Annotated in this window: 23 protein-coding genes and 1 pseudogene; 15 read left to right on the top strand and 9 right to left on the bottom strand. The window is 69.6% G+C overall.

Features of this window, described 5'->3' with window-relative positions:
- Positions 1–92 precede the first annotated feature (92 nt).
- Positions 93–2,414 carry a 2-dehydropantoate 2-reductase gene (locus tag BZY54_RS04040; protein ID WP_086723144.1) on the top strand — a complete coding sequence of 774 codons (2,322 nt, stop codon included), beginning with the start codon at positions 93–95 and terminating at the stop codon, positions 2,412–2,414.
- Between the two features lie 500 nt (positions 2,415–2,914).
- Here the strand turns inward: BZY54_RS04040 and BZY54_RS50760 are convergent, their stop codons facing one another.
- On the bottom strand, positions 2,915–3,538 hold the full coding sequence (locus BZY54_RS50760) for a hypothetical protein (RefSeq protein WP_086723142.1): 624 nt from the start codon (positions 3,536–3,538) through the stop codon (positions 2,915–2,917).
- Positions 3,539–3,715: 177 nt separating this feature from the next.
- On the opposite strand from BZY54_RS50760, the gene BZY54_RS04025 reads away from it, so the two are divergent.
- Entirely contained in the window at positions 3,716–4,948 is a 1,233-nt protein-coding gene (locus BZY54_RS04025) for a sensor histidine kinase (RefSeq protein ID WP_086723141.1), read from the top strand.
- Entirely contained in the window at positions 4,945–5,616 is a 672-nt protein-coding gene (locus tag BZY54_RS04020) for a response regulator (RefSeq protein WP_086723140.1), read from the top strand. The genes BZY54_RS04025 and BZY54_RS04020 overlap by 4 nt, the downstream gene beginning before the upstream one ends.
- A 687-nt stretch (positions 5,617–6,303) precedes the next feature.
- On the opposite strand, the gene BZY54_RS04015 is transcribed toward BZY54_RS04020, so the two are convergent.
- The 4 genes from BZY54_RS04015 to BZY54_RS04005 all read right to left on the bottom strand — a co-directional run bounded on the left by BZY54_RS04015 (position 6,304) and on the right by BZY54_RS04005 (position 8,500).
- The gene (locus BZY54_RS04015; RefSeq protein WP_086723139.1) at positions 6,304–6,657 is read right to left on the bottom strand and encodes a cyclophilin-like fold protein; all 354 of its coding nucleotides are present in this window, start codon (positions 6,655–6,657) and stop codon (positions 6,304–6,306) included.
- Positions 6,658–6,729: 72 nt separating this feature from the next.
- The gene (locus BZY54_RS52100) at positions 6,730–7,116 is read right to left on the bottom strand and encodes an MFS transporter (protein ID WP_341868667.1); all 387 of its coding nucleotides are present in this window, start codon (positions 7,114–7,116) and stop codon (positions 6,730–6,732) included.
- Between the two features lie 3 nt (positions 7,117–7,119).
- Positions 7,120–7,938 carry an MFS transporter gene (locus tag BZY54_RS52095; protein ID WP_279634640.1) on the bottom strand — a complete coding sequence of 273 codons (819 nt, stop codon included), beginning with the start codon at positions 7,936–7,938 and terminating at the stop codon, positions 7,120–7,122.
- A gap of 223 nt (positions 7,939–8,161) precedes the next feature.
- Complete coding sequence (locus tag BZY54_RS04005; RefSeq protein WP_086723138.1) at positions 8,162–8,500, bottom strand: carboxymuconolactone decarboxylase family protein; 339 nt, start codon at positions 8,498–8,500, stop codon at positions 8,162–8,164.
- A 138-nt stretch (positions 8,501–8,638) separates the two neighbouring features.
- On the opposite strand from BZY54_RS04005, the gene BZY54_RS04000 reads away from it, so the two are divergent.
- The 6 genes and pseudogenes from BZY54_RS04000 to BZY54_RS03985 all read left to right on the top strand — a co-directional run bounded on the left by BZY54_RS04000 (position 8,639) and on the right by BZY54_RS03985 (position 11,618).
- On the top strand, positions 8,639–9,250 hold the full coding sequence (locus tag BZY54_RS04000; RefSeq protein WP_086723137.1) for an MmyB family transcriptional regulator: 612 nt from the start codon (positions 8,639–8,641) through the stop codon (positions 9,248–9,250).
- A gap of 82 nt (positions 9,251–9,332) precedes the next feature.
- Positions 9,333–9,476 (top strand): annotated as a pseudogene (locus BZY54_RS55805) (aldo/keto reductase); the annotation flags it as partial.
- A gap of 43 nt (positions 9,477–9,519) precedes the next feature.
- Entirely contained in the window at positions 9,520–10,161 is a 642-nt protein-coding gene (locus BZY54_RS03995) for an aldo/keto reductase (RefSeq protein WP_483025142.1), read from the top strand.
- Positions 10,158–10,298: a hypothetical protein gene (locus BZY54_RS54985; protein ID WP_341868666.1), complete on the top strand. Its 141-nt coding sequence runs from the start codon at positions 10,158–10,160 to the stop codon at positions 10,296–10,298. The genes BZY54_RS03995 and BZY54_RS54985 overlap by 4 nt, the downstream gene beginning before the upstream one ends.
- 31 nt (positions 10,299–10,329) lie before the next feature.
- Positions 10,330–10,764, top strand: coding sequence for a cupin domain-containing protein (locus BZY54_RS03990; RefSeq protein WP_086723136.1), 435 nt, complete (start codon positions 10,330–10,332; stop codon positions 10,762–10,764).
- On the top strand, positions 10,761–11,618 hold the full coding sequence (locus tag BZY54_RS03985; protein WP_086723135.1) for an aldo/keto reductase: 858 nt from the start codon (positions 10,761–10,763) through the stop codon (positions 11,616–11,618). The genes BZY54_RS03990 and BZY54_RS03985 overlap by 4 nt, the downstream gene beginning before the upstream one ends.
- Positions 11,619–11,648: 30 nt before the next feature.
- Here the strand turns inward: BZY54_RS03985 and BZY54_RS03980 are convergent, their stop codons facing one another.
- A complete protein-coding gene (locus tag BZY54_RS03980) occupies positions 11,649–12,530 on the bottom strand; it encodes a helix-turn-helix transcriptional regulator (protein WP_086723134.1) in 882 nt (293 codons plus the stop codon).
- Positions 12,531–12,672: 142 nt separating this feature from the next.
- Here BZY54_RS03980 and BZY54_RS03975 point away from each other — a divergent pair, with 142 nt between their 5' ends.
- From BZY54_RS03975 to BZY54_RS03960, 4 genes are read left to right on the top strand one after another with little or no spacing between them, the layout of a single operon-like run.
- Complete coding sequence (locus BZY54_RS03975) at positions 12,673–13,044, top strand: DUF2255 family protein (protein ID WP_086723133.1); 372 nt, start codon at positions 12,673–12,675, stop codon at positions 13,042–13,044.
- 42 nt (positions 13,045–13,086) lie between these two features.
- The gene (locus BZY54_RS03970) at positions 13,087–13,710 is read left to right on the top strand and encodes an aldo/keto reductase (protein WP_244216946.1); all 624 of its coding nucleotides are present in this window, start codon (positions 13,087–13,089) and stop codon (positions 13,708–13,710) included.
- Positions 13,711–13,714: 4 nt separating this feature from the next.
- Positions 13,715–14,032, top strand: a complete 318-nt coding sequence (locus tag BZY54_RS03965; RefSeq protein ID WP_086723131.1) for a DUF6191 domain-containing protein — start codon at positions 13,715–13,717, stop codon at positions 14,030–14,032.
- A gap of 22 nt (positions 14,033–14,054) precedes the next feature.
- Positions 14,055–14,414: a hypothetical protein gene (locus tag BZY54_RS03960; RefSeq protein ID WP_143667990.1), complete on the top strand. Its 360-nt coding sequence runs from the start codon at positions 14,055–14,057 to the stop codon at positions 14,412–14,414.
- Positions 14,415–14,512: 98 nt separating this feature from the next.
- Here BZY54_RS03960 and BZY54_RS03955 read toward each other — a convergent pair whose 3' ends face one another.
- Together BZY54_RS03955 and BZY54_RS03950 are read right to left on the bottom strand one after the other, a co-directional pair.
- Positions 14,513–15,589, bottom strand: a complete 1,077-nt coding sequence (locus tag BZY54_RS03955; RefSeq protein WP_086723129.1) for an endonuclease/exonuclease/phosphatase family protein — start codon at positions 15,587–15,589, stop codon at positions 14,513–14,515.
- A 23-nt stretch (positions 15,590–15,612) separates the two neighbouring features.
- Positions 15,613–16,308 (bottom strand): M15 family metallopeptidase, encoded by a 696-nt coding sequence (locus tag BZY54_RS03950; RefSeq protein WP_086723128.1) that lies wholly within the window; start codon positions 16,306–16,308, stop codon positions 15,613–15,615.
- Between the two features lie 87 nt (positions 16,309–16,395).
- Here BZY54_RS03950 and BZY54_RS03945 point away from each other — a divergent pair, with 87 nt between their 5' ends.
- Together BZY54_RS03945 and BZY54_RS03940 are read left to right on the top strand one after the other, a co-directional pair.
- Positions 16,396–17,091 carry a response regulator transcription factor gene (locus BZY54_RS03945; RefSeq protein WP_086723127.1) on the top strand — a complete coding sequence of 232 codons (696 nt, stop codon included), beginning with the start codon at positions 16,396–16,398 and terminating at the stop codon, positions 17,089–17,091.
- Entirely contained in the window at positions 17,084–18,259 is a 1,176-nt protein-coding gene (locus tag BZY54_RS03940; RefSeq protein WP_208640542.1) for a sensor histidine kinase, read from the top strand. The genes BZY54_RS03945 and BZY54_RS03940 overlap by 8 nt, the downstream gene beginning before the upstream one ends.
- A 375-nt stretch (positions 18,260–18,634) precedes the next feature.
- Here the strand turns inward: BZY54_RS03940 and BZY54_RS03935 are convergent, their stop codons facing one another.
- Positions 18,635–20,296 carry an alkaline phosphatase family protein gene (locus BZY54_RS03935; RefSeq protein ID WP_208640541.1) on the bottom strand — a complete coding sequence of 554 codons (1,662 nt, stop codon included), beginning with the start codon at positions 20,294–20,296 and terminating at the stop codon, positions 18,635–18,637.
- Positions 20,297–20,520: the final 224 nt, after the last annotated feature.

Genomic DNA, 20,520 nt, shown 5'->3' with positions numbered 1-20,520 from the left:
CCCGCCGGCGCCGGCGGGAGTGCGGCGGCTCTCCCCGACCCCCTCCACCACACCCCGGGCACGCTCCCGGACAGCACGAAGGGACCCACCTCATGAAGGGCGACGCCTACACCGTGGTCGGCGCCGGCGCGATCGGCGGCACTCTCGCCCACAGTCTCGCGGCGGCCGGACACCCGGTGACCGTCATCGACACCGACGCCGACCACGTGGCCGCCATCCGCGCCGACGGACTGACCATCCTGCGCGGCGAGGAACGCGAGAGCGTCCGCCTCGACGCGGCGACGCCCGAGGACTACCAGGGGCCGCCGCTGCGGCGGGTGCTGCTCAGCGTCAAGGCACAGGCAACCCAGGCGGCCATGCGCTGGATCGCACCGCGTCTGGCCCCGGACGGCTACGTCGTCTCGGTACAGAACGGCTTCAACGAAGAACTCATCGGACAGCACGTCGGCACGGAACGAACCATCGCCGCGTTCGTCAACATCTTCGCCGACGTCGTCAAGTCCGGGGTGGTACGCGACGGCGGCCCGGGAGCCTTCATCATCGGCGAGCCGGGCGGCGCACCCGTGTCCGAACGGGTGCGCGACCTCGTCGCCGACCTCCAGGCATGGGGGCCCGCGCAGGCCTCCGACAACGTCGAAGGCTATCTATGGGCCAAGGCTGCCTTCGGCGCAATGCTCTCCGCGACCGCGCTCGCCGACGCCCCCATGGCGGAACTGATCGACCGTCACCGCGCCGCCATGTACGCCCTGGCCGCCGAGGTGTACGCCGCGGCCGACACTGCGGGGATACGGCTGGAACCGTTCGACGCCTATGACGCGCCCGCGTTCCGGCCCGGCGACCCGGTGGCGCGCGACGCCGCCTGCGACCGGCTGACCGCCTGGCTGCGCACCCAGCCCAAGGACCGCAGCGGCATCTGGCGGGACCTGGCCGTACGCCATCGTCCGGTGGAGGTGACCACGCACTACGAGCCCGTCATCGAGCGCTCGCGCCGGGCAGAGCTGGACACCCCGGTGCTCAGCGCCGTCCTGGAGGGCCTGCGGGAACTGGAACGCGACCCATCGGGGATGTCCGAGGCCCGGCTGGACGCCCTTGATGCTCTGGCCAAGTCCCAAGGAGAGCACACAACGGCCGGGGAGCACAGCGCGGCCGGGTCACCCGTCGACGCCATGGCCATCCCGGCGAAGATGATCGACGTCCCCGCGGAGACAGACGACAAGGCACTCGGGGACCTGCCAATCGGCCCGGCGCTCACCAAGGTCCAAGCTATCGCCGTGCGCAACTGGCTGGATGCTCACCGTGACGCGATGGCCGACGATTTGGCCGCCTACACGTCCCTGGAAAGCTCCAGCGACGACAAGGAGTGCCTGGCCGCCTGCCTCGACTGGTTGCGCGGCTGGCTCGACGCTTCGCTCGGCGCCCCCGAGAGCGAGGAACTACTCCCGCGTGACGGCGCTGGGGACGTCCTGATCCGCCGCTACGCCGGCACACGCCCGTCGGCCAACACCCCGGTGCTGCTCGTCGCCCACTACGACACCGTCTGGAGCACCGGCACACTCCGCGACTGGCCGTACCGGCGCGAGGACGACCGCATCAGTGGCCCTGGGGTCTTCGACATGAAGGCGGGGTTGGTCCAGGCGATGTGGGCGCTGCGCGCACTCAGGGAGCTGGATCTGCCGGTTCCGGCGTGCACGTTGCTGCTCAACGGGGACGAGGAGACCGGCAGCCAGGCATCCACCGAGGTCATCGTGGCCGAGGCACGGGCGTCCAGGGCAGCACTCGTCTTCGAGGCGAGCGCCGACGGCGCGGTGAAGACGACCCGCAAGGGCGTGGGACTGTTCTCCCTGACCGTGCGGGGCGAGGAGGCGCACGCCGGTCTCGACCCGACGCGTGGCGCGAGCGCGGTCAACGAGATGGCCCGGCAGGTGCTCGCGCTGGAGGGGATCGCCGACCCGGAGGCCGGGACGACAGTCAATGTCGGTGTGCTGCGCGGCGGCACCCGCAGCAACGTCACCGCCGGTGAGGCGGTGGCACACCTGGACGTCCGGGTCGCGACCGCCGCCGAACGCGATCGGGTCGACGCCGCGCTGGCCGCGCTCGTCCCGGTCGACCCCCGGACGACCCTGAAGCTGGACGGCGGCTGGAACCGCCCGGTCTTCGAGCGCACGGAGGGCGTCGGCCGACTCTTCGCCATTGCCCGCGACTGCGCTGCGCCGCTCGGTCTCGACCTGCGGGAGACCGCAGTGGGCGGTGCCAGCGACGGAAATTTCATCCTCGCCACGGGCACTCCGGTACTCGACGGACTCGGCGCGGTAGGCGGCGGCGCCCACGCCCGCAGCGAGCATGTGACGCTGAGCGGAATGGTCGAGCGATCCGCACTGGCTGCGGGCGTCCTAGCCGCCTTCGCCGGTGCATGACATTCCCGGACCGGGATAGGCGGACACCCTCGATCCGGCATGCGCGCTTGTCACAGACGGCGCGCATGCCGATGCAGGCCAAAGCGGACGGACACACCCGGCGAAGGCACTGCTTGTGATCTCTCAGAACTACTCATTTCTGCGAACACGCGATGTGAGGTCGCGTGCCAGGGGTCCTTGCTCGGCAGCGAGGAGGGTGAGGGTCTGGGCGGCGGGTTCTTCGCGGGGCGCCGTGCGGTAGGCGGCCGGCGTGACACTGCAGGAGCGGGTGAACCACCGGGTGAGATGAGCTTGGTCCGCCAAGCCGGCCTCGGCGGCCGCCGTCGACGGTGCCGTGCCCTCGGGTGGCCCGCGGGCAGCCGGCCGACGCCTTGGCCCGCGAGCAGCCTCCGCGTCGCTGAGCGGTGTGGACATGCTGTGCTCGTGCGGTGGTGAACCGCGCAGGCCCGGGAAGTCCGGCGGAGTCAACAGAGATCAGGCTCACCGGCTGTGGGCCGGGGTCAGACGGCGGCCGACTCGACGATGCCCGCCGTGGCAACCTCGCTGCGGCCGCGTACGGCGTGGACGCCGATGGCGAACAGTGCGGCGAAGAAGACGTCGTCGGGAAGGAGGAACCAGCGTCCGGGCAGTCCGAGGGCGCCGAGCAGACAGGAAACGAGCAGCGCGACGCCGATCCACCACGGCAGCGTCCGATCCCGCAGCACGGCGACGCCGAGGCAGATCGCGCCGACGACCAGGCACAGCAGCGCGACGCCCTCGAAGACGGCGAAGCCGGAGGGCTGCTCGGTGGGGATGCCGCCATGGTCGACCAGGTACGGCTTGACGAACCCCTCCATGACGCCCTCGCCGATGTTCAGCATCACCAGCGCCGCGAAGACACCGGCGTAGCCGACCACGTGCAGCTTCGGTGCCCGGCGCGCGAAGGTCAGGACGACGGGCAGCCCCAGCGCGATGATGACGTCCCCGCCGACCGCGATCCCCTCGAACAGCGGCCACAGGTGGTAGCGGAAGACCTCGTCGCCGCTGCCCGGCGCGAGGAGGTTCGCGGCGAGGTAGCCGAACGCCGCGACGAGCGTGCCGACGATGAGCGCCCAACCGGCCAGGCGTGTGAAGTTCACGGTCATGGTCTCCTCCTGTGCTGTGCCGCCGCTCGGTGGCCCCGCCGTCAGCGTCGGCCGGGCGCAGCCGGAGCGTCGTCGTACCTGGGTCGGCACCAGGTCCATCCCGGGTCGCGATCCGTAGACGGCGAATACGACCATCGGATGACGCCGCCCGCATCCGCCCGCCGGTAGCTTGCGGATGTGACGCTGAAGACGGCGCCCGGCCAGTCGCCGGCGCACAAGGAGCCGCAGGCGCCGACAGGTTGGTGGCGCAGGCCGACGGGACTGCTGCCCGACGCTCTGCTCGCGCTCGCGATCACGGGCTTCGCCCTGCTCGACATCGTTTTCGATCTCGACAACTCCACCCGGTACGGCCCCATGCCGCCACTGGTCGTATCCACCCTCGTGGCGACGCTGGTACTGGCGTTGCGAAGACTAACGCCGCTCGCCACAGCCGTGGTCGTCGCGGTCGCGATCGGTGGACCGATGCTCGCCACCCCGCTGACGTTCACGCTGTGGGGCGACTTCCTGCCCCTGCTACTCGCCACCTACTCGGTGGCCCGGCACGGCGAACGCGTGGCCGCCTGGCTCGGCGCCGCGGCGACCGCCACCACCGTCGTCCTTGTGATGCTGCGCAACCCGGACACCGGCACCGTCAGCAATATCCCGTTCGCCGCGGTGCCGATCGCCGTCGTCTTCGTCGCCGGCCGGGTGCTGCGCGCCCGGGCCCGCAACCACTCCGACAACCAGGCCCAGCTACAGCGGCTGGAGGCCGAGCGCGAGGAGGCGATCGGTGTCGCCCTCGCCGAAGAGCGCTCCCGCATAGCCCGCGAGCTGCACGACATCGTCGCCCACTGCGTCAGCGTCATGGTCGTGCAGGCGGGCGCCGCCGAAGACCTGCTCGACCGCGATCCGTCCCTGGCGCACGCACCGCTGCGCCAGGTACAGGAGACCGGCCAGCAGGCGGTCGGCGAACTCGGCCGGATGCTCGGCCTGTTGCGCGGCCAAGCGCCCCAGCTTGCGCTCAAGCCGCAGCCGGGCACCGCCAACCTGGCCGAACTCATCGAGCACATGGCCGGCGTCGGCCTGCCGGTCGAGCTCACCGTCCAGGGCCCCGCCCGTCCACTGCCGCCCGGCGTGGACCTGACCGTCTACCGGGTCGTGCAGGAGGCACTCACGAACGCGCTCAAGCACGCTGCCCCCACCACCGCGCATGTACTGCTGCGCTATGACGAGCAGTCCGTGCGGATGAGCGTGCGGGACACCGGACGCACGGGCGCGCCCGGGGGGTCGGCTTCCGACCAGGTCGGCCGCGGGCTACTGGGAATGCGTGAGCGGGTCGGGCTCTACGGCGGCACCCTGGAGACCGGGCACGCCGACGGCGGCGGCTTCACCGTGACCGCGAGCCTCCCGCTGCAGGCGGCCCCCCGATGATCCGCGTCCTGCTCGTCGACGACCAGGCCCTGGTCCGCGGCGGCTTCCACTCCATTCTGAGCGGTCAGGAGGACATCGAGGTCGTCGGCGAGGCAGCCGACGGCGCGGAGGCGGTCGACAGTGCACTGACCCTGCTGCCCGACGTCATCCTCATGGACATCCGGATGCCGCGCATGGACGGCATCGAGGCGACCCGCCGCCTGCTGCGGGGCGGACGCTGCCCCGCGCGGGTACTGATCCTCACCACCTTCGACGAGGACGAATACGTCTACCAGGCGCTGCGCGCCGGGGCCAGCGGCTTCCTCCTCAAAAGCGCGCCGCCGCGCGAACTCGCCGGAGCCATCCGCACGGTCGCTGCGGGCGAGGCGCTTTTGGCCCCGGAGATCACCCGGCGGATGATCGAGGAGTACGTACGCCGGCCACGCCCCGGCCAGGGCCGGCCCACCGGGCTTCAGACGCTGACCCCACGCGAACTCGAGGTACTCAATCTCATCGCCCGCGGCCGCTCCAACGCCGAGATCGGCGCCGAGCTCTTCCTGAGCGAGCCGACCATCAAGACCCACGTGACCCGCATCCTCGCCAAACTCGGCCTACGCGACCGAGTCCAAGCCGTCGTCCACGCCTACGAAACCGGTCTCGTCCAACCCGGCCACCCACCCCACAAATGAGCAGGCGGCGCCTCGACAGCATCACCCCTGTGCCGTTCGAAAAGTCGTCGTCGCAGGTGGCAGCGGTGCGGGTTCGTCGGCTGGGAGGAAGTCCGGATGATCGTGTCCCTGTCGTACAAGGTGACCCGCCCTGTCGGTTGTCTGGTTCCCAGTCGGCCCCCTCACGATCACCCTGAGCGCCTGGGGCCGGCTGCTCACCGCCCGACTGCGGCTGAGCGCGACGGGTCCGTTGCCCTGGCGGCTGATGGACTTCCTTGACGATGCCCATCGCAGGGGCGTCCTGCGGCAAGCCGGGGCCGTGTACCAGTTCTGGCACCCCCGACTGCAAGAACAACTAGCGGCCGACCCGCCCAGGGTCAGCTCGTGATCGAGTCCGCGCGTCGAGATCCGCGATTGGGAGTTGAACTGCCACGGACGCGTCGCCGGCGCTGAAGCGGACGACGGTGCCGACGACGCCCTGCTCCGCGCCGTCCTGGGAGGCGCTCGGGGCTGGGCTGGTGGCGGTCGCGTCCGGCGTGCTGGACGCCGCCGGGGACGCGCTTCCCGCGGAGCCACGGTCGGTCGAAGGCGCGCTGCAGCCGGTGAGGAAGCGCGAACGCGGTCGTCGCAGCGGCGGCGAGCGTGGGCAGTCGCATCGAGGCGAGCCTTTCGTGTCCGGTGCCGGCGGTGCGTTCCGGGTCCCCCGGACTACTCCGCGGCCGCGATGGTCACGGCGGGGTCGCCGCCGGCCCGGGTGAGCGCTTCCAGGGATCCGTCAATGCGTCCGAGGAGCACCAGCCCGGGGGAGCGTGGGAAGCCGCGGTAGAAGATCGCCAGGTTGCCCCAGGGGGCGTAGCAGGCGATGTCGCCGGCCTCGGCTGCTGCGCTGCTGGGCGATCCGACGGTGCTGAGTTTGCCGGGCAGGGCGGCGATCTTCTCGGTGCCGTGGAAGTCGGACAGGGTGAGCTTCAGAGGCAGCAAGGCCGCGAAGCCGCGGGCGGCGGCGCTGTCGTTCAGCGTCCCGGCCAGGGTCGTGGCGCCGGTGGCGATCTGGATGTCCATGGGTTTCTTTCTCTGTGCGCGGGTCGAGCTATTGCCCGGAGCGTCGGCAGTGCTGCCGCGGCGGCCGCATGGTCACGCCTTCTCCGCGTGCATCCGGGGCCGCAGCGACAGTGCCGCCCCGGCGGTGAGGACGGACACGCCTGCGGCGGTGAACAGGCCGGCCGCCTGGCCGGTCGGGAAGGCCGCGCTGGTAAGGAACAGCCCGAAGACGGCGACGGCGAGTGCTCCGCCGACCTGGCGGCTGGTGTTGAAGACTCCGGAGGCGATGCCGCCGCGGTGGGCGGGGACGCTGTTCAGCAGGATCGCGGTGGTCGGCGGGCTGACGAACGGCCCGGCGAGCCCGGCCAGCACCATCAGGATCGCAATCAGCCACAGCGGCGCTCCGGGAGACCGGGCAAGCAGCACGAGCCCGGTGGCCATCGCGACCAGGCCGACGATGATCAGGGCCTTGCTCCCGATGCGCTAGGCGATGCGCGGGGTGAACGGGGTGAGGCAGAGTCCGGCGACCATCATGGGCAGGAACACCAGCCCGGTCCCGAGCGCGGTTAGGCCGCGGTGCTGCTGGAGGGTCAGGCTCATCACGAACGGGAGCCCGTAATAGCCGACCATGAACGCGAACCCGATCAGCACGCTGATGCCGGCGTTGCGGTCGCGGAACAGGTCCGGCGGCACCCTGGGATGCATCACCCGGCGTTGGACGATCACGAAGGCGAGGGTCGCGACGACCGCGATCGCCAGGGCGACAACGACCTGGGGCGCGGCGAACCCCGCCTCGCCGGCGTCGATCACGCCGAAGGTGAGCCCGGCCATGGCCAGGACGCCGGTGATCTGACCGGCCCAGTCGACGGGTGCCTGGTGCCGGGTCGCGGGGATGGCGCGGGCGATCAGGTACAGGCCGACCAGCCCGACGGGGACGTTGACGAAGAAGATCAGCCGCCAGCTGGCCATGGTGAGCAGGCCGCCGAGGACGGGGCCGGAGGTGGAGGCGATCGCCCCGCCCATGGCCCAGATCGCCACGGCGCGGGTCCGACGCGTCGGGTCCGGGCAGGCGTGGTTGAGCATGGCCATCGAGGCCGGCATCATCGCGGCGGCGGCCGTGCCCTGCACGAACCGGGCCGCGATCAGGACAGCCATGCTCGGCGCGACGCCGCACGCGATCGACGCCAGGACGACAGCGCCATGCCGGCCGTCAGGAGCCGCTTCGCGCCGATGCGGTCCGACACAGACCCGCAGGACAGCAGCAGCGCGGCGAACATCAGGGTGTAGCCGTCGACGATCCACGCAGGTCGCCGATCCCGCCGCTGAGTTCGGCGCGGATGCTGGGCAGGGCGACGTTGACGATGACCGCGTCGAGGTGATCACGAAGAACACCAGCGTGCAGGCGATCAGGGTCACTGTCGCCCGCGCGGGGGCCGAGAGTGCCACGTGCGCCGGCCTGACCGAGGGAGCGGTCACTGCCGGCCCCGTAGATTGCCGGGGGCGTGGATGAGGGCACTGTGCATGCTCAGTCCTGCTCCTCGATGATGTTCTTCAGCACGGTCGTCGCGCCCATGCCATTGGGCCAGCCGGCGTAGAACGCCAGGTGCAGCAGGGCTTCCTGCAGCTCGTCGTCGGTGACGCCGTTCTGGCGGGCGAAGCCGAGGTGGAACTTCAGCTGGTCGGTCTTTCCCATGGCGGTCAGGGCCGCGACGGTGATGAGGCTGCGGTCGCGCTTGGACAGGCCCTCGCGCTCCCACACCTCGTCGAAGAGGACCCGGTCGGTGTAGTGCACCATCCCGGGCGCCAAGTCGCCGAACGCGTTCTTCCCGCCGGTCCAGCCGCTGCTCTGCTGCTCGTCGCTCATGTCAGCTCCATCCATGCGTGGCTCGTCTTGCTTTCGTCCTCCATGGAACTTGTGATTCCCGCGGCGTGGGAGTCCCGGCTGTGAGGGGGTACTGGCAGGGTCTGGCACGTGGCTCGGGAAGCACCTTGACTCGATGGCATGAGCACTCGTGGACCCCGCAGCAGCGAAGTCGGTCGGGCACATCCCGCCCGGCTGCGCGCCGGGCTGCGGGCCGCTCTGGACGCGATCGTGGACGCTCCGGCGATGGTCCTCACCGACCGTCTCGACGTGGTCGCGGCGAACCGGCTCGGTCGGGCGCTGTGGGCACCCGTGCTGGAGGACGACCGGCCCAACCTGGCTCGGTTCCTCTTCCTGGATGAGGACGCCTCGACGTCGTTCTGTCCCGAGTGGGACCGGGTCGCCGACGAGCAGGTCCACCGGCTGCGCGCCGCGGCAGCGGACGACCCGCACGATCGGGCGCTGCATCGGCTGATCGGTGAGCTGTCGACGAACAGCGCCCCGTTCCGGACCCGCTGGTCCTCGAAGCGGGGCTGCGCGTGCCGCCCGCCGCGGCTGGTCATCGACCACCCGCTGGTCGGAGAGCTGGAGCTGGCCCGCGAGGACCTTGCACCGACCGCAGACAGCGCGCTCACGCTCCGGATCTGCACGACCGAGCCAGGGTCGGCGACCGACGAGCGGCTGCGGATCCTGGCCGGCTGGACCCAGGACGCCGCTGTCGCAGAGAACACTGCGCCTCCTGGGGCGCACTGATCTTCCCCGCCGACAGGGAGGACCGAGACAAGCGAGAGGAGAGAGATTGCAGTACGGGCATCCGGGCCGATCCGGCCTTCCGGTGTCCAGGATCGCCCTGGGCACCATGCACTTCGGCGACGCGAGCGACGAACACGCCGCCCACGAGATCCTGGACGCCGCGGGCGAGGCCGGCATCAACTACGTCGACACCGCCGACGTGTACGGCGGGCCGCAGACCCCGGACATGGAGAAGGGCTTCGGCACCTCGGAGGAGAATCGGTCGCTGGTTGAAGACTTCTCGGCGGCGCGACGACATCGTGCTCGCGACCAAGGTGTACCAGCCGATGCGCCTGGGGCCGAACGACCGCCGACTCTCGGCCTTCCACATCAAGCGGGCCTGCGAGGGGAGCCTGCGACGGCTGCAGACCGACCAGATCGACCTCTACCAGATGCACCACGTAGACCGGGCCACCCCGTTCGAGGAGGTCTGGCAGGCCATGGAGCAGCTGGTCGCCGAGGGCAAGATCACCTACGTCGGCTCGTCCAATGTCGCCGGTTGGGACATCGCCACCGCGCAGCTGACCGCCCAGTGCCGGGACTTCCTCGGCTTGGTCTCGGAGCAGAGCTTCTACGACCTTGCCAATCGGGCGGACGAGCAGGGGGTCATCCCCGCGCTGCGGCACTTCGGCATCGGGCTGGTGCCGTGGAGCCCGCTGGCCCGTGGTGTCCTGGTCGGCAGCCACCCGGAGCCGGACGCGGTGCGCCGCAAGGCCGCCGGCGCGCAGGAGCAGCGTCGGCTGCTCGCCGATCGGCCGGCCGACTACGAGGTCCTGTGCGCGCGGCTCGGGCCCGCACCGGCCGAGGTCGCCCAAGCCTGGCTGCTTCACCAGCCGGCGGTCTCCTTCACCAGCCGGCGGTCTCCGCGGTGATCGCCGGCCCGCGCACCCTCGCGCAGCCGGGGTCCACGGTCTCCGCGCTCGAGATCGAGCTGGATGCCGACGCGCTCGCGGAGCTGGACCGCATCTGGCCCGGCCCAGGCGAAGCACCGCAGTCCCACGCCTGGTGACAACCCATCCAGAACGAACAGAAGAAACGATATGAACGACAACGAATTCGACCAGATCTTCCCGCTCGGGGAGAAGAACGACGCCTACGCGCAGTACTTCATCGGCCAGAGCTATCTGGCTCCGCTCACCTCGGGGAGCGTTTCCGTCAGCAACGTCTCCTTCGAGCCGGGCTGCCGCAACAACTGGCACATCCATCACGGCACCGGCGGCGGCGGTGACCAGATCCTGCTGTGCACGGCGGGCAGCGGCTGGTACCAGGCCGAGGGCGAGGACCCCGTCAGCCTGGAGCCGGGAACGGTGATCCACGTCCCGGCCGGCACGAAGCACTGGCACGGCGCGAAGGCCGACTCGTGGTTCTCCCACGTCGCCTTCATCACCCCTGGCGAGGGCCTCAGCAACGAATGGCTCGAGCCCGTCACCGACGAGGTGTATGGCGAGCTGCCGAAGAACGGAGAGAAGGCATGACGATTCTGGACAAGACCTACACCCTGGCGAACGGCGTCGAGATCCCCAGGCTGGGGCTGGGCACCTGGTTCATCGACGATGACAAGGCCGCCCAGGCCGTGCGCGACGCAGTCGAGATCGGCTACCGCAACATCGACACCGCGCAGGCCTATGGCAACGAGCGCGGCGTCGGCGAGGGGGTCCGCACCGCGAGTGCGCCCCGGGACGAGCTGTTCGTCTCCACCAAGCTCGCCGCGGAGATCAAGGACTACGATGGCGCGGTCGCCGCGATCGACGGTTCGCTGGAGAAGCTCGGGCTCGAGTACATCGACCTGATGCTGATCCACAGCCCGCAGCCGTGGGACGACTTCCGCGGCGGGGACTACGCCGAAGGGAACCGTCAGGCGTGGCACGCACTCGAGGAGGCCCACAAGGAGGGCAAGATCCGCTCCATCGGGGTGTCGAACTTCCAGCAGCAGGACCTGGAGAACATCCTCGGGTCTTGCACGGTCGCGCCGCAGGTGAATCAGCTTCTCGTGCACGCGGGCAACACGCCCTCCGAGCTGATCGCCTACTGCGAGAGCAAGAACATCCTGGTGGAGGCGTACTCGCCGATCGCGCACGGCGAGATCCTGAAGAACCCGGACGTGCAGTCGATGGCGGGGAAGTACGGCGTCACCGTCCCGCAGCTGTGCATCCGGTACACCCTGCAGCTGGGCACCGTCTCCCTGCCGAAGACCGCCAACCCTGAGCACATGCGCTCCAACGCAGAGCTCGATTTCGTCATCTCGGAGGAGGACATGGCGGCGCTGAAGAACCTGCACGCCCAGGACTACGGCGACTCCAGCGCGTTCCCCGTCTACAGCGACAAGTGAGGTGACTCCGCCGCGGCGCGTCCAGAGGCCTCAGTTCGTCGCGGCGGACGCCTTCGCGCCGGATCCGTCGCGTGCGCCGAAGGTCAGCTCGGCAAGCGCCCGCATCCGCGGCTCCGAAGGAGTGTTCGGCTCAGCGCTGTACGCCGTCAGCGTCAGCCCCTGCTCCGCGGGGAGCGTGAGCGCGTCGAAGCTGAGTCGCAGCTCGCCGACCGCGGGATGGCGGAACTCCTTGTAGCCGGTGCGGTGCAGGCGCACGTCGTGCCTGGCCCAGAGAGTCCGGAACTCCTCGGACCGGGTGGAGAGCTCTCCGACCAGCTCGGTCAGCTGCCCATTGGCGGGGTCGCGTCCGGCCTCGGTGTGCAGCAGAGCGACGGAGGTCTCGGCGGCTTTCTGCCAGTCCGGGTAGAGGCGGTGCGCGCCCTCGTCGAGGAAGCAGAACCGGGCCAGGTTGACCGGCCGCTCGGAGCTGACGAATGCCTCGGAGTAGAGCATCTGGCCCAAGGCGTTGATCGCCAGGATGTCCAGGCGGCCGTTGCGGATGAACGCCGGCGTGCCCGTCATCCCGTCCAGTAGGCGCTGCAGGCTGGGGGACACCTGGCCGCGCTTCTTCCGCAGGGTCTTCGGCGCAGGAGCGGCGGCGCGGGCCAGGTCGAACAGGTGCTCGCGCTCGGCCTCGTCCAGCTGCAGCGCCCGCACCAGGGCGTCCAACACGCTGTCGGAGACGCCGGCCAGACCGCCACGCTCCAAGCGCGTGTAGTACTCCACACTTACCCCGGCCAGCAGAGCGACCTCCTCGCGGCGCAGGCCCGGCACGCGGCGGATGCCGCCGAAGTCCGGCAGGCCGGTGTCCTCCGGGCGCAGCTTCGCCCGGCGGGTGACCAGGAACTCTCGGATCTCGGCTCGATTGTCCATGATTCAACCGTAATTCAACGGCTTCGACGACAGGGAGTCCCCAGCAGTGCCTGGCACCGGCGAGGCCCGCGGACCAGCCTCAAGCAGGAGTCGGGGCACCGAACCCGCCGCACCCCACGAACCGTAGAAAGGAGCGGCACTCATGACCGCCTGGACCCCCGAGCAGATCGAAGCGATCCGCTCGACCGACGACTTCCACATCGCCCCGTACCGCGACGACGGCACGACGCCCGGCACGCCGACCCGGATCTGGTCCGTCGTCGTCGACGGCGAGGTGTATGTCCGCGCCTACAACGGCACGGCCTCCCGCTGGCACCGAGCGGCGCTACGACAGGGAGCCGGGCGCATCAGCGCCGACGGCATCGACGCCGAGGTGACGTTCACGCCGGTGAGCGGGCCGATCAACGACCGCATCGACCAGGCGTACGAGCAGAAATACGCGGACAGCCCCTACCTGCCGCCGATGATCTCGGACCGCACTCGCGCCGCCACCGTGCGCGTCGACCGGAAATAGCCTCTCCCTCCACCGCATCCGGGCGCATGGCGCATCGCGCCCATGCAGCAGAAAGGCACGATCAGAATGACTGATGCTCAGCCGACCGTCCCGAGTGTCGAGCTCCGGGACGGGACCGCGATCCCGCAACTCGGCTACGGCACCCTCGCCGTCCAGCCCGACCGCGAGGCCAGCGATGCCAACGCTGAGCTGACCGCCGGTGTCGTCGCAGAGGCTCTCAGAGCCGGCTACCGCCACCTCGACACCGCCCAGTCCTACGGCACCGAGCGCGGGGCAGGGCGCGCGATCGCCGAGTCCGGTCTCCCTCGCGAAGAGCTGTACGTGACGAGCAAGCTCGCCAACCCCAATCACGCTCCCGACGAGGTGCACCGGTCGTTCGACCGGACCCTCGAGCATCTCGGCCTGGAACATCTGGATCTGTTCTTGATCCACTGGCCGCTGCCGATGCTCTACGGCGGCGACTACGTGTCGACCTGCCATTCTCGACCAGGCCGCCGTCCCGGACGCGGTCGCCGAAGCGTTACGGTGTCCTCCCCGCCGACGCGAGGGTGTTCCGCCGGACGGTGCCATGGTGTGGCGGGCATGCGGGTTGCCGAGGATGTGCCGGGGGTCTTGAGGGCGTGCCGTCGAAGGTTGAGCGCCGACAGATCACGACGCGGATACTGAGGGGATGCAGTTCATCTTCTTCATGACCTTGCCCGGCCTTGTCGTCGTGCTGACTCTGCTGGCCTTCGTCGATCAGCTGCTCATGCGCATGGGGCGGGCGGGAGTGCTGCCATGGCGGAACGGGGCACGTCAGGGCCAGATCTCAGCAACCGGGTTCGAGCAGCTGCACGCAAGTCTCTCCCCGGGCAAGCAGCATGAGCTGAAGGAACGGCAGTCCGCACTGGTCCTCCCGGATGACGAGGATGACGGAGCGCCGCCGAACAGAACAACGGTCGACCTGGCCGGAGTGACTGCTGTCGTTTGGTTGCCTCGCTCCGACTGACAGCGGGATCGATCAACTTCCCATGACACGCGCTCAACGTTCGATGGCACAGGACAGCGGGAGGGGAGCGGGCAGGGCGATCGACGACGTGCTGCGCTGCCTCGACGCGGCCCCGCAGGCCTTGCCCCGGCGCCGGTCCGGCAGGTCCACCGGGAGGCGGCGGCCCGTCTCGGCCGGACCGCGCACCCGTGCGCGGGCTGTGGTGGTCCGGCCCGCGCGACGGGCATCGTCGAAGTTCCCCGGCTACGGCCGCCGGTTTCCGGACCTCTGCCGGGACTGCTTCCCGGCCGCCGCTGATCTTCAGCCGTTCCGGGTGCCGGGCAGGGTCGCCGGGATCGTCGCCGACGGCGTGCGGCCGCCGCCGAAGCCGGGGCGCGGCTGACGGTTGTGGTCGACGACAGGGGCGGCTGCCGTGGATGAGGCTCGCCGGTTCCACTTGACCGTGACCGCATCCGACCGCCTGGTGATGCAGGGCTGGTGTCACCAGCTGATGCGGGCCGCCACGGGCAGGTGGTCGCTGCCGGTGGCGGGCAGTACCCGTGAGCTTTTCGGCTTTACTCCGCGGACCAGGATCTGGTCGATCCGCGCCACCGGGAATTTCGCCGGCCAGGTGAAGCCGAAGCCGTCCCCGGCCTCGCCCTGGGCCGAGCGCAGCTGCGAGGTGATGCTGTCGAGCACGCGGTCGTCTGTGGTGGCGTTCAGGTCGCCGAGCAGCACCACCTGCTCGTTCCGCTCGGCGGCGATGGCCTCACCGAGCGCCTGCGCGTTGCGGTCCCGGCTGTCCGTCCAGAAGCCCCCTCTGGGCATTAGCCGCACGGATCCCAGGTGGGCCACATACACGGCCAGCGGACCCCGGTCCGTGGCCACCGTGGTGCGCAGCGCCCGGTTGTAGGTCATCTTGACGTCGGTCGGCTTGGTGGCCCCCAGCGGCCCGACGTCGATCTGGGTGTCGACCGGCCGGGTGTCCGACAGCGGCAGCTTGCTCCACAGCCCGACCGTGCCCTGCACCGTGTGGTACGGGTACGTCTTCGCCAGCTCCGTCTCGTACGTGCCCCGAGCCTGCTCGGTCAGCTCCACCAGGGCCAGCACGTCCGCCCCGGAGGCGGCCAGATCGCGGGCGGTGCCGGCCGGGTCGGGATTGTCGGCGCCGACGTTGTGCTCGGCCACGGTGAGGTCGCCCCCAGGGCGGGACTTGTCGCCGAGCAGCCCGCCGAAGAGGTTCAGCCACACCACGACCGGCAGCAGCAGCGCGACCACCGCGGAGGCGGAACGGCGCCACAACGCCCCGACCAGCAGTACGGGGATGAGCAGGCCGAACCACGGCAGGAAGGTCTCCACCAGGCTGCCGAGCCCCCCGCGGTCCGTGATCCGCGCGTGCAGCAGCATGAGCAGGCCAAGCAGCAGCGCCAGCGTCGCCGCCACCCGGCCGCGCTTCCAGGCGCCGGGCCGGGAGAGGGCGCCTATCGCCCGGCGGATGCCCGCGCGCCCGGCACCGGAGCCGGTGTCCCGGCGGCCGGCGCCGCCCTGTGCGGTCTCCGCCGAGTCGACCTGCGTCATCGTCTGTCCTCGCTCACTGCCGGTCACTGCTGCATCCTCGGGTCCTGGGTGGGGTCGGCATACATGATCGGGCAGCCGACGTCTATCGCTTTGGGGCGGAGCTCGAAGTGCCAGGGCTCGTTGCGGTAGATCTGGCACAGCCCGTACTCGGCGCCGTGCTTGGACAACCAGGCCGTCGCATCGGATTGTCCGAGGTCGACCGCGTCCCCCGACCCGTGAGGAGACGTGTCCGCGGTGGCCACCCAGCGGGCGGCCTCGTCCTCGGACCCGTACGTGGAGACCGCCTCACGAAGAAGCCGATCTTGGTACGCCGGAGAACGCCAGCCGCTGTTGACGTAGAACGTGACGTTGCCGTCCGCGGCAGCCGTTGCCGCTTGGCGAAGGGCCTTGAGGAGATCCGGGTCGAGCTCTGCCACCGCTGGAACCGCGTCATCGAAGACAGTCACGCCGTCGGGGACGACACCGCCGGCCTCGCCGATTCCACCACTGGCCTCGCGAAACACGCCACGATGGTCACGGCGAAACGTCAGCGACGGCGATGCGGCAGAGGAGGATGCGGAGAGCGGGGAGGAAGCGGCGGGGGACGGGGAGGCCGAGGGCTTCTGCTCCTGGGAGACGCAGGCCGTGATGACCACTGCTGTGACGGCTATCAGGCCGACGGCAGGGAGCCGGTGAATCCGGTGGGTCGTTGTTCCTGCTGATGGTGCGGGGCGATGCATGCCGCCAGTCAAGGCGGCGCGGTGTTGCCAACACGTATGCGGTTTTCGATACGCCGACGATATGCACCGACTCGTAGCATCAACCACATGCGTGTGTTGATCGTCGAGGACGAACCCTATATGGCGGAAGCCATCCGCGATGGCCTGCGCCTGGAAGCGATCGCGGCCGACATCGCGGGTGACGGCGACACCGCTCTGGAAATTCTGAGCATCAACACCTACGACATCGCCGTCCTCGACCGCGACATCCCCGGGCCCTCCGGTGACGAGATCGCCAAACGCATCGTCGCCTCCGGCAGCGGCATGCCGATCCTCATGCTCACCGCGGCCGACCGTCTCGACGACAAGGCCTCGGGGTTCGGACTCGGCGCCGACGACTACCTCACCAAGCCCTTCGAGCTGCGAGAGTTCGTGCTCAGGCTCAGAGCACTCGACCGCAGGCGTGCGCACACCAGGCCTCCCGTGCGAGAGATCGCAGGCCTGCGCCTGGATCCATTCCGCCGCGAGGTCTACCGGGACGGCCGCTACGTGGCGCTCACCCGCAAACAGTTCGCCGTGCTCGAAGTTCTCGTCGCCGCCGAAGGCGGTGTTATCAGTGCCGAAGAACTCCTGGAACGGGCATGGGACGAGAACGCCAACCCGTTCACCAACGCCGTGCGCATCACCGTCTCGGCACTGCGCAAACGTCTCGGCGAACCCTGGATCATCGCCACCGTGGCCGGCGCCGGCTACCGCATCGACACAGCACCCGGGGCCAGGCGTGAGGGAGAAGATCGTGGATAGGCGGCCCGGATTGAGCGTTCGTCTCAAGCTCACCCTCAGCTATACCGGATTCCTCATGGTCGCTGGCGCCCTGATGCTCATAACCGGGTGGTTGTTCCTGACGCGTGTGAAGCACGTCGGGCTCGTCTTCATACCCGACTACCGCCTCTCCGTCGCGCGCGACTTCGCTCCGATGGCAGCGATGACGATGTTGTTCCTGCTGGTGTTCGGTCTCGGGGGAGGGTGGTTCCTCGCCGGCCGCATGCTCGCCCCGCTGAACCACATCACGCAGGCCACCCGCACGGCCGCGAACGGATCGCTCTCCCACCGAATCCGGCTACCGGGCCGCCAGGACGAGTTCCACGAACTCGCCGACGCCTTCGACACGATGCTCGCCCGGCTCGAGGCACACGTCGCCGAACAGCAGAGATTCGCAGCCAACGCCTCCCACGAGCTGCGCACCCCGCTGGCCGTCTCGAAGTCACTGCTCGACTTGGCCCACACCGACCCGGACCGAGACACCGGCGAAATCATCGAGCGCCTCCGCGTCGTCAACACCCGAGCCATCGACCTCACTGAAGCATTGCTCCTGCTCAGCCGCGCCGGCCGACGGTCCTTCCCCCGGGAACCTGTCGACCTGTCCCTGATGGCGGAAGAAGCCACCGAAACACTCCTCCCTCTCGCGGAAAAGCATGGCGTCACCCTCGAGACCGACGGTGACATCGCCCCCGCGATCGGATCGCGGGCGCTCCTGCTGCAGCTGACCACGAACCTCGTGCACAACGCGATCGTCCACAACCTGCCGGAACAGGGCGGCGCGTGGGTGACCACCGAGGTTCGCTCCAAGACCGTGGTGCTCACCGTCGAAAACACCGGCGAGCAGATCACCCCGGAGCTGGTCTCGACGCTCACCGAACCGTTCCAGCGCGGCACCGAGCGCGTGCACACCGATCACGCCGGCGTCGGCCTCGGCCTGGCCGTCGTCAAGACCATCACCCACGCGCACGACGGAACACTCACCCTCACCCCGCGCGCCGCCGGCGGGCTACGGATCACTGTGGAACTGCCCACACAGTCCCCGCACCATGGTAGTGGTGCGTCTTTACGACCGTGGACAGCGCCCCGTCGAAACCCGAGCGACGCAGGACCTCCCCTCACGATGGACACAACGCCGCGGTGGACGCAGTAGTGTCTCCCGCGCACGGAACGGTCTGGGGGTAGTTGTTCCGTCCACGAAGGTTGTGTACGGGTGAGCGGGGTCTCTGCTGAGGGAAGACGGCGGCCTCGCACCAGCGGCGCATCACCAGTGTGCCGTCCGGCCGGTGAACTGCGCCTGCACCGTGCCCGTTTCCGGCACTGCAGAGGCGTGGGACGCGGCGCGATGGCCGGGCTCTGTGCCGTCCCGACCGCTCTCGGCCATCACGTATGGAAGACAACGCCATACCGGTCCCGCCCCGCAGGCGAGACCGTCCTGAGGAGCTGTTGTCTTTCCCAACGTCTCGTTGCTGTACAGCAGGCCGCACGCTGTGCGGCCTGCGGCCTGCTCGGGGTCGTCGGTAGGCGGTCAGCGGATCCGCAGCGACTTGGTGTGGTCCTTCTGGACGGCCTGGAGGCTCTGTGGGTCCAGGCCCAGCAGGGTGAGGATGGTCGGCGCGATCTGGGCCGTCTTGACCTGGCCGGCCTTGGTCACGCCCGCCTTGGTGCCTGCACCGGAGATCACGAGCGGAACGCTCAGGTCGTCGGCGTGGGCGCCGCCATGCTCGGCGATCTTCTTCTGGCCGCCCGTGTAGACCACGCCGTACTTGGCGATGCCGAACAGGTCCGGGACCCGGGCGTCACCGGGCTTGACGCCGAAGTAGGCGGCGGTGTCCTTGCCCGCGTAGACCTTGGCCAGGCCGCTGTTGGTGAACGCCTTGGCGTTGCCGTTGATGTCGTTGCCCTGGCCGCTCTGCGCGAGCAGGTACTGCTTGGCGAACGACGCGGCGGCTTCGGAGCGGTCGTTGAGCCACAGCAGCATGCCGTCGTCGTCGACGGAGTGCGCGACGAGGTCGCCGGTGCCCGGGTGGGCGGCCTTCCAGGCGGTGTTGAGGCCGTCGAGCAGCGGGCCGTCGTCGATGCGGGTCAGGGCCGTGGGGTCCGTCGGCGACTGGCCGTGCTTGGCGGACAGGATGATGTCGGTACTGGAGGCCAGACCCTTGTCCTGTATCTCCTTGACCATCGCGCCGACCTCGGTGTTGACGAAGTCGAGGTTCTTCTGCAGCAGCGGGCCGGGGGCGGCCTTGGTGGCGTAGCCGCCCTTGAGGCCGTCGGAGGTCGGAAGCTTCTGGGCGGTGGAGACCGACTGGAAGTTCATGCCGAAGATCGCCGGGGTGCCGACCTTGTGACCGCCGGAGTGGTCGTAGCCGTCGATCTCGTTGAGGACGGCCTTGACCTTGTAGTCGTCGTACTGCTCGGTCGCCTTGTTGTCGGTGGTCCAGTCGTTGCCGGCCGGGTAACCGTTGGCGTCGCTGTTGATCTCCGGGGAGAACTGGTCCTGGATGCCATCGCCGGACGGGCCGTTGAGGATGTCGTAGGCGATGTGCTTGTCCGACCAGGCGGTGCGCAGACCGGCCTTGCGGGCCACGTTGAAGACGGTGTTCACCTGCAGGTAGGAGTGCGGGTAGACCGGCTTGCACGTGGTGGGGTCGACCGGCAGCTTGCTCGGGTCGATGAGGCTCGCGGCGTCGCCGGTCATCTGCAGGATGCTGCCGGGCAGACCGGTCAGGCCCTGCCCGGCGTCGAGGGACGCCTTGTTCTTGTCGAGGTCCTCGGTGAGGTCCACCTCGGCGCCGGGCTTGGCGGTCTTGCAGTCGGTGGTGCCGGCCGGGAGCAGGGCGTGGTTGTACGTGTCGTCGTAGTACACGCCGGTTGTGCCCGGGCCACCGCCGGTGACCTGGGCGGTCATGCCAGGGAAGGAGTCGGAGGGCGTGGTGGTGTGGGCGTTCGTGTACTGCACGCCGCCGTGTACCAGACGGGCCAGTGCCGAGTCGGGGTGCTGTGTGATGTACCAGGTCAGGTCCGACTGGTGGAGTCCGTCGACGGACAGCAGAAGGACGTGCTTGGCGGCGGCCTTCTCGGTCGCTGCGGAAGAGGGGTTGGTCAGTTCCGACGCCGCGGCGAGGGAGCCTCCGGCGAGGGTCACTGCGGCGCCGAGGATGGCCGCGAGTCGTATGGAACGGCGGTTCACGGGTGCTGGCTCCAGTCGTCATTCACGCGGGGGAGTGGCGCCTGCAGGTGTATGTGTCATCCATGTATCCGCGGCGGCGTAAACTTGAACAGGAAACAACGAACGCCTCAAGTAGGCCCATCTGGCCGATGTTCTTACGCTGTTCTTGCCGACGCGGGGTCGGTAAGAAACTGCGTTGCCCTACTCCGCGCCCGACCCCGCGCAGTTGAGCTTTGACGGTTTCG

This window comes from Streptomyces carpinensis (genome assembly GCF_002154505.1).
GTDB classification, from domain to species: Bacteria; Actinomycetota; Actinomycetes; order Streptomycetales; family Streptomycetaceae; genus Streptomyces; species Streptomyces carpinensis.
The sequence above is the reverse complement of the archived record's forward strand: the minus strand, read 5'-3'. Positions and strand labels throughout refer to the sequence as shown.

Bases quoted from the DNA above. Each gene is read 5' to 3' on its own strand.
- BZY54_RS03980 (WP_086723134.1), bottom strand. From the start codon at position 12,530: ATGGACAATCGAGCCGAGATCCGAGAGTTCCTGGTCACCCGCCGGGCG.
- BZY54_RS03975 (WP_086723133.1), top strand. From the start codon at position 12,673: ATGACCGCCTGGACCCCCGAGCAGATCGAAGCGATCCGCTCGACCGAC.
- BZY54_RS04040 (WP_086723144.1), top strand. From the start codon at position 93: ATGAAGGGCGACGCCTACACCGTGGTCGGCGCCGGCGCGATCGGCGGC.
- BZY54_RS03955 (WP_086723129.1), bottom strand. From the start codon at position 15,589: ATGACGCAGGTCGACTCGGCGGAGACCGCACAGGGCGGCGCCGGCCGC.
- BZY54_RS04020 (WP_086723140.1), top strand. From the start codon at position 4,945: ATGATCCGCGTCCTGCTCGTCGACGACCAGGCCCTGGTCCGCGGCGGC.
- BZY54_RS03950 (WP_086723128.1), bottom strand. From the start codon at position 16,308: ATGCATCGCCCCGCACCATCAGCAGGAACAACGACCCACCGGATTCAC.
- BZY54_RS03990 (WP_086723136.1), top strand. From the start codon at position 10,330: ATGAACGACAACGAATTCGACCAGATCTTCCCGCTCGGGGAGAAGAAC.
- BZY54_RS50760 (WP_086723142.1), bottom strand. From the start codon at position 3,538: ATGACCGTGAACTTCACACGCCTGGCCGGTTGGGCGCTCATCGTCGGC.
- BZY54_RS04015 (WP_086723139.1), bottom strand. From the start codon at position 6,657: ATGGACATCCAGATCGCCACCGGCGCCACGACCCTGGCCGGGACGCTG.
- BZY54_RS03965 (WP_086723131.1), top strand. From the start codon at position 13,715: ATGCAGTTCATCTTCTTCATGACCTTGCCCGGCCTTGTCGTCGTGCTG.
- BZY54_RS03970 (WP_244216946.1), top strand. From the start codon at position 13,087: ATGCAGCAGAAAGGCACGATCAGAATGACTGATGCTCAGCCGACCGTC.
- BZY54_RS04000 (WP_086723137.1), top strand. From the start codon at position 8,639: ATGAGCACTCGTGGACCCCGCAGCAGCGAAGTCGGTCGGGCACATCCC.
- BZY54_RS04005 (WP_086723138.1), bottom strand. From the start codon at position 8,500: ATGAGCGACGAGCAGCAGAGCAGCGGCTGGACCGGCGGGAAGAACGCG.
- BZY54_RS03985 (WP_086723135.1), top strand. From the start codon at position 10,761: ATGACGATTCTGGACAAGACCTACACCCTGGCGAACGGCGTCGAGATC.
- BZY54_RS03945 (WP_086723127.1), top strand. From the start codon at position 16,396: ATGCGTGTGTTGATCGTCGAGGACGAACCCTATATGGCGGAAGCCATC.
- BZY54_RS03960 (WP_143667990.1), top strand. From the start codon at position 14,055: ATGACACGCGCTCAACGTTCGATGGCACAGGACAGCGGGAGGGGAGCG.